This is a genomic window from Paracoccus aestuariivivens, assembly GCF_009711225.1.
Taxonomy (GTDB): domain Bacteria; phylum Pseudomonadota; class Alphaproteobacteria; order Rhodobacterales; family Rhodobacteraceae; genus Paracoccus; species Paracoccus aestuariivivens.
In genome coordinates this window covers 1-9,509 of the sequence record NZ_WMIE01000041.1, presented here as the reverse complement: position 1 = coordinate 9,509, position 9,509 = coordinate 1, and the positions used below count along the sequence as shown (strand labels likewise).

Here is a 9,509-nt window from a genome sequence, read left to right as displayed (position 1 = left end):
CAGGTTATACTGCATCTGTTCCATCAACTGCCGCTCGGAGCGGATCGAGAACAGGATCTGGATCAGGCTGGCCCGGATCAGCCGTTCCGGCGCGATCGAGGGACGCCGAAGATCGGCGTAAAGCCGGTCGAAATCGCCACCGAGGCTGGCAAGGGCGTCGTTGACGATCTGCCGGATCTTGCGCAGCGGATGCCGTGCAGGGATGCGGTCTTCAAGGTCGACATGGCTGAACAGCGACCCGCTCACTTCATCCGTCCCGCGTATCTTTTCCACGGTGTCATCCCGTCGAGGGTGAGCCATGTTCCTCAAACCGCGTCGAGGGACAAATTTTTCAGCATTCTGTTAAGAGTTTACCGGTCACCACATTTCTGGCGACCGGAAAGTTCAATGCTTTAGTTTCTTTTGCAGTATGGCATCCACGTCATATCTTTTCGGGTTTTCCTGAAGGAAATCAAACATCTTCCTCGCGTATTCGTAGCCGTTCGAATATTTTTCATATTCTACAGTATAGGAAATTTCCGGCCACATAGTCGCGAACTGGTGGAACTGCTGGTCCGCGTCCCGTACCATTTTCAGGACATCTTCTTTTGGTCGACTGCCCCACCACGAGGAATTGGCCACATCGCCGGCATTTCGCTTCTGGAAAATGAATCGTGCTTTGGGAAACGCAGCCCTCATGATTTCCATGTACTTTTGGCAGAATTCTGAATCTTCGTGAAACCTGATTTCCTTGAAGCCGGAAACTCTGGTGCCTGATGGCGGGCACTGTACCTCGCCAACAAACACGTTCATCATGGCTCGGCAAAAGCGCATCGGGTCAATGTTTTCGGCCCCGTACCACGGATCGCTTGGCGTACCTATCAACCCCCGCAGGAAGTCCTTCTGTTGATCCTCGTTTTTGTCCTTATCTTCGCGACGCCAAGTATAGTCGTCCCAAGTGTTAGTGACAGATACAGCCCTTGCAAGATGGTAGGGCAGATTTCCGTTTTCCCCTCGGATGCAATATCCTGGGATGGCGTTCAGAAGGCTTTGAGTGAGAGTCGATCCAGAACGACCGTAGGTCACCACAAATACATAGCCATCCTTCGGTGCATAAAGCGCAGGATACAGAACTTCGTTCATTTCATGGTTTCCTTACTTGATCTCTTCGACCAAATGCATCGCTTCAAGTCGACGGACGAATGGACGGGTGGTGCTTGACCAGTCCCTGCCTTGCATGTCTCTGCGCGCCTGTTTTGCCATGCGCAAGACAAGCTTGGGATCCCGTGCGAGTCGTTCCAATGCCATGAGCGCTTCGTAGACCGGATCGGTCTGGGACAGGACTACGCCGTTTTCCCATTGTCGAATAACCTCTGTCACTGCTCCCGCATCCGTTGCGATCGGGATCACGCCTGATCGCATGGCTTCGAGGATGGTTAGGGGCAGCCCCTCATAATAGGACGGAAGCACGAATGCATCTGCCCATTCAGAAGCCAGGCGAGGCTTTCCGCGGTGGTTAATGGCGGCTCGAGCAGTTCTTCTATATGGCGTGGAATTTCCAGCGAATTGTCACCCAATACCGATTTGCCAATCAGGCGCCACTGGACTGGCAAACGACATGCTTGCGTTGTTTCCACAATCTACAAACGACGCCCCACGCCTTTCTGGTGATCCAGACGTTCCGGATAGATCACGCGCAGCGGTTCGTCCGCCGAACGGGATGCGCGCCGTATGTCGATCCGCGACTCGGCTCCTTTAGGCAGGTCGAAGCTGGGTGCATTCAACAAGGGTACGATCTTTTCGTAAGGCATTCCCATGCCGTGACACCAATCGCCCAACTGCTCGGAGCAGGGTAGAATGACGTCATAGGCATGCTCAAACGCAAGCCCGAGATAGGTGTTGCCGACGAGCCGATTTAACGAACTGTGATCGCTCAGATGCAACGAAAGGGCGGTCTTGACGCCAAGCCGTTTCAGTTTTCCCATGATGCCCGAGACAGCACCGCCATGGAAGTTGATCACCACATCCACCCAAGCCAGCATCGCGGTTGCCTGACGATGGTCCCCGGAGCGCGACCCGTCCGGTACGTCAGTGCCGAGATAGTTGCTGCTAGCTGTGCCCCAGGTCGCAAAGCTATGATCCGAAAGAAACGTTACGCTTTCGAACGTATCGCGCCATTCAACACTGAATTGGCATTCTGCCGAGTCCAGAACAAACAGATGCGGCTTCCAGCCCGCCGCCTTCATCGCTCTGGCAATGCTTAGCGCAACACGTTCAACGCCCCCGAACTCGACCAAAGGCAGCACGAAGTCGACATTGCGGCCGTCCCGGATTACGCGAGGATACGAGGCGTCAGCTTTCGTCGGACGCCGACTGATTTCATGGGTTCGGGATCGCCATGGAATATCTGCGTTGCGCCAATCCCAGCGATACTGGAGCGCCTCGCGTTTCGGCGAGGCGTGGCATCGGGCAGAGAACGCGACCATTTCGTGCGCGGCGGCGGTGAACAGGTCCTGATCGGCAACGAACAGCGTATCGGGAAGTTCCAGCCGCAGCAGCGTCGCTGGCAGAGAGCAAGGCCGTGCCGCGATACCTGTGATCCAGTTGAGTGAACTGTCGCGGACGATGGCAGCTAGCATACCCGGTCGCACCATCAGCATCGAGGCCTGAAGATCGGCCGCCCCCTGCGCCTCGGATTCCGACCAGCGGATGCGCTCGGCTTCGCATGGTCGGATTTCGAGGGCGGTGAAGGGATGGCGCGTCAATCGGCGCTCCATTTTCCACAGCACGCCATGCAACATGCCCGCGCGCCGCAACTGCTCGAGTACCGCCGAATGGGTCATGACCATGATCGGCGGCACGTGGTGTTGGCTGTTGTCTGTCTGCGTGCGCCACCATTGACGTTCGAACTCGGCAATCGGAATCCGGCGGGCATCTGCCGCATCGGGATCGACGGTCAGGATGACTTCGTCACGATCGCTCAGGACAATTGCGTAGCGCGGGGCCTCTTGTTGCTCTAGTTCCAGCAACCCACGCTGGCTGAACAGTTTTTTATGTTTCTTGCGCATATCATTGAGGATGACCTCGGCATCGCGCTCGGAATCGGCCAACATGCTTTCGGCGCGCTTGCGATAGTGGAAACCGAAGTTTTCGATATTGCGCCCGCGGAAGCCTGCTTCAGCGGCGGTCAGGAAAAAGTCCCAGTCCTCGAAGCCGGATTTGAAACCGGTGTCGAAATAGACTCCGGCGTCAAAGATTTCACGCCGGATCAGGCTTCCCGCTTCGCATATGTTCATGACGGTGTGGATCAGCAGCGAGTAATCGCCGCCGTAATCTCCGGCCCAGGTCAGGCCGAACATGTCGATATTGGGATAGATCCAACCGGCATCCGGATGGTTGTCGAGTGCGGCCATCGCATTCGCCATCGAGTCCGGACGCAGACGGTTATCGGCATCCAACATGTAGATTGCCTCGACCGACGGCCAGCTTGCCAGCGCGTGGCGGATGCCGTGGTTGCGCGCGTCACTGAGACCACCGTTGGGCTTGCGCAGGTAGGTAACCTGTTCGGGGTAGCTGAGTACATATTCCCGGCAAACGAGATCTGTTTCCTGGTGCAGGCAGCCGTCATTGACCAGAACGATATGAATCGCAAAATCGGAGCGTTGGGCCAATACGCTCTCAATCGCTTCTGACAACAGCACCGAATGCCGGAAGATCGGAACAACGACCGCGATGCGTGGGGCAATAACGGGGGTAGCCTTGGCCATGCAAGGCTGAAGGGAAATGTGCTGCATTTTATGCTCAGAACTGGATGCCGATGTTCGAGAAGGTCGACCAGCCGAAATTGTTCGCAGAACCCGCCGGCAGGCGGGTCATCAGATAAAGGTCGTGCGGGCATTCCAGAGGTTCGGCCGGCAGGATATGCAGTTGGCTTTTTTCTTGAGGGGAAAGACGAACCCATCCTGAGCTGAGATGGGATGAGAACTCGGGCAGGCTACCCGGCAGATGCGGACGCTGGTCTTGTGGCATTATGGCCAACTGATACTCGACAACCGGACCTTCGGCATGACGGGTTTGCGCGGATGCGAATATCTGGCGCGCGCCCGGCAAAGCAACTGCCGGAAGAATGCCGCAAGCGGTATGGTCGGGTACGCCATGGACCAGCAGTGCGTCATCGGACTGAAACAGCGGCAACATATTCTTGAGGGTTCCAAGATCGATTGTCGTGGCAAGGGTTTCCGGCGCGACACGGCGCAAACGGCTCTTCCCGCCAATCTGCATCACGGCACGGCACAGCACGGCATGGGCTGGGATTAGTGCTCTTGCACCTGCGATCCAACGCCAGATTTGCAAAGCGGGCAGGGTCTCGATTGTGCTGCCGTCGCATTCGGGATGGAACCGCTGCTCGGGATGTTGAACCGAGCTGGACGGGCGGACGATGTCCTTGCCGTGATATTCGATGCTGTCAAACAGGCTCACATTGTCCGTGCCAAGCGCGTAGTCCAGCGCAACTCGCACCCAGCCGTTGGTCAATCGTGCGGCCGGGATTTCCCATATTGCAATGGTTTCGTTGTCTGTCGAACTGAACAGGCTGATACTTAGTACACCATGGGTCGGAGCTGCTTCGTTACCGACGTGCAAAGCGATATCGCTTAGCCCGACGCTGGTTCCCGGTAGACGTTGGACCAGACGCGAGCCATTGCGCATGGAAATCGGCAACTGGCCTGCGATGGGCGAAAGAGTGGTCTCTAGTTCGCGCTGCTGCGGCCCGTGCTGATACATGAATTGCTCCAGCTTCTGGAAGCTGGCCTGCGTCTCTTCGTGCTGCTGTCGCAGCAGTCCCAGTTCCCGCATGAAGCGTGTCGAGCATTTCGCGGTAAGTTGCTGTGTCTCGATCCGACGGACGGTCAGCCACTCGAGCACTTCGGTCCGGTTGTCGTCCTTTCCCACAGCTTCCAGAGGAATTCTGGCCGGAGCATCCGCGCCCAGGCGATTCATCCATAGATCTGCCAATTGTTCCAACTGGGTATTTCCCGCACCGGATAGTGGTAATCAGCCAACCGACCGCAGCGCAACCTGATCGAACGGCAAGACAGCACCTTGAGCGTTACTGAACTCAAGGTCATCGGCTTCGCCGGATGCGACGATCAGTGGAACGGGCAACGACAGGACTTGAGACTTCGAAAGGCCTTCCGGGGCGACAAGAACTGAAGTGAGGGGAGGCGCCGAAGTTGAGGGGAACCGCAGCAATAGGTGTGTTTCCGCCGCATAGGCAGAAATTTCAAGGATCTACCATACAACATCGGTCAGATTGATCGCGCTTTTACGCTAGGATCATCCGTGAAGGCGGCACTATCGCGTGGCATGGCGCAGGCGACCAGTCGACAACAGGTCATTGAGGGCAGGCCGTGTTGCTTCCGGGGAGGTTTCAGTCAGTCGGATAGTCGAGCGTTTCGAAATCTCGTGCATAATGTTCGCGAACCCGAATTCGGTCAATCTGATCCCAGATGATGTCGAGCGGATCAGTTACCAGATCCCGAGGCAGGATTTCCGGCGAGGCCACCCCTAGTACATCGGCGATACGCGCGGCAGGAGCCAGTAACCCGTCCTCCAGCCGGAAGACTTCGATGTCGCTGCCAAGAAATTCCCACTGCGGGCGCAGATGGTTGTCGAGAAAGAACGGCTCTCGTTTTTGCCGGCTCAAGGATTCTTCAAGCCAAGGTGTGAAATTCGCTATGCCCTTGAAAAAGCTCTCCTTCGCCAGTTGCGCCCGCATGCGATATTCGCTTTCGATCCGGGCATAGGGGTTGCGAACTACGGCGACGGCAAGGTCGAAGAACCCTTCTCCCAGCAGCGCGCGAACATCCTGCATGCGGTAGTGCTGTGGTGTGCATTTGCTCGCCGCAGGAACGCCCATGCTGAACATTCGCAGCGGCGCAATGGTTTTCATCCAGTTTTCCAGAGATGTGCCTCCGGTCTTCGGGATGTGGATCAGAAGAACGCGTTTCCCGTTATGCTGGATGAAAGGCATGTGCTCCGACGATCTCCGTGCGGCTTTCTGTCGGCGGCCCAGGTGGCATGCCGATCCCACCAGGTCAATTGCAGCGTGATCTGGTCCCGTGATCGGAGCCGGGGCACATGCCCGTCCTGCTTCGAAAGAGGTGCCCATGTTGCCAGTTGCGACCGGCTGGGACCATTGGTGCAGCGGATTGGCGTGCCCTTGCGTGTAAGGCTGATATGATATCGAACTGATTCGTTTGCTTAATAATACAGCAACAAATGGCGGAACTCAGGTGAATGCCGCAAGGGAGTCAAGAAGTAAGATGTAATAACAGTAACCTAAATCTTGCCGTAGAGTTTGTGCTGGTGCATATAACTTGAACGAATGCTTTTCATCTGAGCATTGTTCGACTCTGCGTTGTATCGGGATTCTCGCGCATGGACTTCTTTCTATTCGACCAAAGCAACATTCCTCAGGATTTCCTGTTTCAGGGGTACTGCTTCATCGACACGGACTACATCGCTGGAGAGTCGGGGGCGCTTGGCTACATGGCAGAGACGGGCAAGAAGATCCTGTCCGGTCACGATGGATGCTATTTCTGGGGAAACCCGCTAGGTGACGGATATCAGTTTGGATCGGATTTCCAAGGTAACTCCAGAATATATCTGTACCAGCGCGAAGAACGCTGGGCCATTTCGAACTCGTTCGGAAAGCTACTGGATCATATCCGGAAAAATGAATGGCCCTTCTCTATATGTTCGCATCAGTTAGATAGCTGGCGGATACGTTCGCCTTTTGGTCAGCAACCGTCGTCATTCAAAACCGCTATCAATGAGATCAGTTTGGTCCCTTCGTGGTGCGAGGTTTCGGTCAATGGCGACGGAGCTAAAATCACGCACCGAAAGTACCAGGGACAATTCGAATCTTATGCGAGCGCGGTTTCCCATTACGTCGGGATTTGGTCCGGGCGAATTTCGACGCTGTCTTCGGATGAAGATATCTGCGTCTCCGTCGATGTGTCGGGCGGGGTAGATTCTCGGGTAAATCTGGCGCTTATCTTGAAGATGCGCGAAAAGGGAATTGGTGGTAATATCCGCTTCAGCTCTTTGAAATACGGCGGGGTAAAAGGTGATTTTGAAGTCGCTTTACGATTGGCGGAAAAATACCGATTCCCGTTGAACGACCGAAAAAGCAAATCCGATTACAGTCTTTCCACGGACGAGGCATTGCAATGCACCGATGATTTTCTTATCGGATCATATACATCGCTACGACCATTCAGGACAAAGCCCAATCCGCTGAGCGTGAAGATCGGAGGCGGTGCTGGCGAGATATTCCGTCCGTTCTTTGCCGACTCGTTCTCGGACGAGTTTCTGGATAAGCTGCGCGGTTCATTCTCGTCTGACAAGTTTTTCGCGAATTGGAAAGCCGATGTCGTCGATGCAATGGAAACCCTGCGCGTTCGCGACCCTGGGAAAACCGATCCGCTTATTCTGCATTATCGGGAGTTCCGCAGCCGTTTCCATACCGGAGGCGCAGCGAACATGGTCACCGCGGCGATGCCATTCCAAAGCCGTGCGGCCTATGAAATTGCATGGACGGCAACCGGATCGCAGATCAAGGATGGACAAATCGGTTACGATCTGATTGGCGCGACTTTCCCGCAGCTATTGGTCGACGATTACGATCATCCCGGCAAGAAACCGACGCAACGAAACCTTGACAATATTTTTCCCGAAATTGATTTTGACGCTCGTCCGGGTCGTGTCTATGTCGATAAGAACCATGATCCCGCACCCAATAGTGAGAGCCTGTCTGATTTTCTGAAGAAATATTACGAAGTTTTTGGCGAGAAGATCAGGGATTGGCCTATGGTCGAGAAACTTTCGGCCAACGACATCATTCGCTCATCATTGGAAACAGGCAGGTTGCCGCGTCCGCCGGAAGGCGCGTCGTTGCATCGCTTGAAGCTTGCAGTCAAGATTGAAGAGTTGTGCGCCTCCAGACGGTCGAACAGTGGCGAACTTGAGCTATCCGATTTGTAACGAGCACAATTCGGCGTTTAACGGAGATCGAGTTACATCGTTCTGGGTTTCCTGCTGATCTCGGACGGTGAGGTCACATTCGTGGCTTCACTATCCGTGATGAAGATCTTGTCGCGTCACGCCGATCGATTGTATCGGTTCGGCAACTGATTGGCTCTGCAAGGTCAGTATATTAGCCTGCCGAAGATTTTTTATTTTCTCCTAGGGCTTATGTCTCTGTTGCGGCAGTCCTTCTCCCTCCACAGGGCTAGAAAGTACAGACTTGAACGGCGGTGGTCGCTGGATTGACAACCAGATGGTCGAGAGGCTGTGGCCGTCGATCAAATACGAATGCGCTTATCTAAATGCCTTCGAGACCGGCTCGGAGGCCCGCGAGGGAATCGACTCCAGCATCATCCATAACAACAATGATGCCCGCAACTATCGCACGGGTTGCTGACGCCGGACGAGGCCTATGATAGTCCGCTCTGAACAACCGTTTCAGGCGAGTGCCAATGCACCCTGACGTCTGTTTGCATCCCGGATGGTCGCCGCACCCAGCTTAAGGAATAGAGAGCAAAGCGCCCGGAGATGAGCCAGTATCTTGCGGATGTTGTGACCGCAGGCGCAGAGAATTGCGAAGACCGCACAGCGGGCAGCGCGCGGGACGACCGTCGGCCTTCATATGCCCGATCTCCGGTTCGATGGCGCTGTGCCGTTTCAGGAGCTTTGCCAGCAATGGCGTGATGCCGCGGCGCATGCCGCTGATCAGCACCTTTGTGCTGTTCACGCCGTGGCCACGATAGCCGCGGTCCACGACAGCGAGATCGGGCACGTGGTCGGTCAGGATGGCAACTTGCTCCGGCGCAGCTGCCAGGGTGTGACCATCATACGGGTTGCCGGGAAAGCTGCGCGCCCCGGCGATGAAGCCCTCGTTGCTGGTCGTGGCGAGGCTGACCTTGGTGCCGAACTCGTAGCGGACCCGCGCCTTTCCCTTGGAGATGCAATCGACCTCCGGCTCGTGCAGGGAATAGATCCTGTCCTTGCTCTTCGGGGTCTGTTCCAGCAAACGACCGACCAGCCAGAGCGTTTCGAGCACCTTGTCGCGCAGGGCTCCCCCGGGGATGTCTTGCAGATGACGGCGCAGATCCCGGCCTCTTTCGCCAGGCCCACCAGCAGCGCCCGGGCACGCTCGTAAAGCTTGGCGTCCGTCGGATGGGCGATGTTGTTCTTCGGGGCTTACGCGGCCCCATCAGGGGCCACGGTCCCCTACGAACTCCATGACGGTCGTATCGACCACGACCCGTTTCAGGCTCTTGTCGCTGATCGCGCCTGATGACCGGCCCGCCTCGATGGTCCTGGTCAGAAGCCACTCCACCCCCTCGTCGCCGATCCGCTTGCGCCAGCGGATCAGCGAGGACGGGTCGATCGGCGGACGATGCTGGAAAAACGTCTCGCCGGTGAAATGCCGGTAGTAAGGGTTCTCCACCCAGCGGGCGACGACC

At 56.1% G+C, this 9,509-nt stretch carries 7 protein-coding genes and 2 pseudogenes; 2 read left to right on the top strand and 7 right to left on the bottom strand.

Annotated features, from left to right (window positions below):
* The 6 genes from GL286_RS21685 to GL286_RS21660 all read right to left on the bottom strand — a co-directional run.
* On the bottom strand, nucleotides 1-264 hold a 264-nt coding region (locus tag GL286_RS21685; protein WP_170295358.1), incomplete at its 3' end, for a transposase.
* A gap of 120 nt (nucleotides 265-384) precedes the next feature.
* Nucleotides 385-1,122: a sulfotransferase gene (locus GL286_RS21680; protein ID WP_155097650.1), complete on the bottom strand. Its 738-nt coding sequence runs from the start codon at nucleotides 1,120-1,122 to the stop codon at nucleotides 385-387.
* Between the two features lie 12 nt (nucleotides 1,123-1,134).
* Nucleotides 1,135-1,476 carry a glycosyltransferase gene (locus tag GL286_RS21675; protein ID WP_155097649.1) on the bottom strand — a complete coding sequence of 114 codons (342 nt, stop codon included), beginning with the start codon at nucleotides 1,474-1,476 and terminating at the stop codon, nucleotides 1,135-1,137.
* Nucleotides 1,477-1,619: 143 nt separating this feature from the next.
* Nucleotides 1,620-3,773 (bottom strand): glycosyltransferase, encoded by a 2,154-nt coding sequence (locus tag GL286_RS21670; protein ID WP_155097648.1) that lies wholly within the window; start codon nucleotides 3,771-3,773, stop codon nucleotides 1,620-1,622.
* A gap of 7 nt (nucleotides 3,774-3,780) precedes the next feature.
* The gene (locus tag GL286_RS21665; RefSeq protein WP_281352172.1) at nucleotides 3,781-5,001 is read right to left on the bottom strand and encodes a DUF6212 domain-containing protein; all 1,221 of its coding nucleotides are present in this window, start codon (nucleotides 4,999-5,001) and stop codon (nucleotides 3,781-3,783) included.
* Nucleotides 5,002-5,407: 406 nt separating this feature from the next.
* On the bottom strand, nucleotides 5,408-6,010 hold the full coding sequence (locus GL286_RS21660) for a sulfotransferase family 2 domain-containing protein (protein WP_170295356.1): 603 nt from the start codon (nucleotides 6,008-6,010) through the stop codon (nucleotides 5,408-5,410).
* Between the two features lie 407 nt (nucleotides 6,011-6,417).
* Between GL286_RS21660 and GL286_RS21655 the strand changes: the two genes are divergently transcribed.
* On the top strand, nucleotides 6,418-8,025 hold the full coding sequence (locus GL286_RS21655) for a hypothetical protein (protein ID WP_155097645.1): 1,608 nt from the start codon (nucleotides 6,418-6,420) through the stop codon (nucleotides 8,023-8,025).
* A 265-nt stretch (nucleotides 8,026-8,290) separates the two neighbouring features.
* A pseudogene (locus GL286_RS21650) lies at nucleotides 8,291-8,496 on the top strand (integrase core domain-containing protein); the annotation flags it as partial.
* A gap of 9 nt (nucleotides 8,497-8,505) precedes the next feature.
* Here the strand turns inward: GL286_RS21650 and GL286_RS21645 are convergent.
* Nucleotides 8,506-9,509, bottom strand: a pseudogene (locus GL286_RS21645) (transposase family protein); the annotation flags it as partial.

Excerpts from the sequence above, each read along its gene's own strand:
- GL286_RS21680 (WP_155097650.1), bottom strand. The coding sequence starts at position 1,122 with ATGAACGAAGTTCTGTATCCTGCGCTTTATGCACCGAAGGATGGCTAT.
- GL286_RS21670 (WP_155097648.1), bottom strand. The coding sequence starts at position 3,773 with ATGCAGCACATTTCCCTTCAGCCTTGCATGGCCAAGGCTACCCCCGTT.
- GL286_RS21660 (WP_170295356.1), bottom strand. The coding sequence starts at position 6,010 with ATGCCTTTCATCCAGCATAACGGGAAACGCGTTCTTCTGATCCACATC.
- GL286_RS21655 (WP_155097645.1), top strand. The coding sequence starts at position 6,418 with ATGGACTTCTTTCTATTCGACCAAAGCAACATTCCTCAGGATTTCCTG.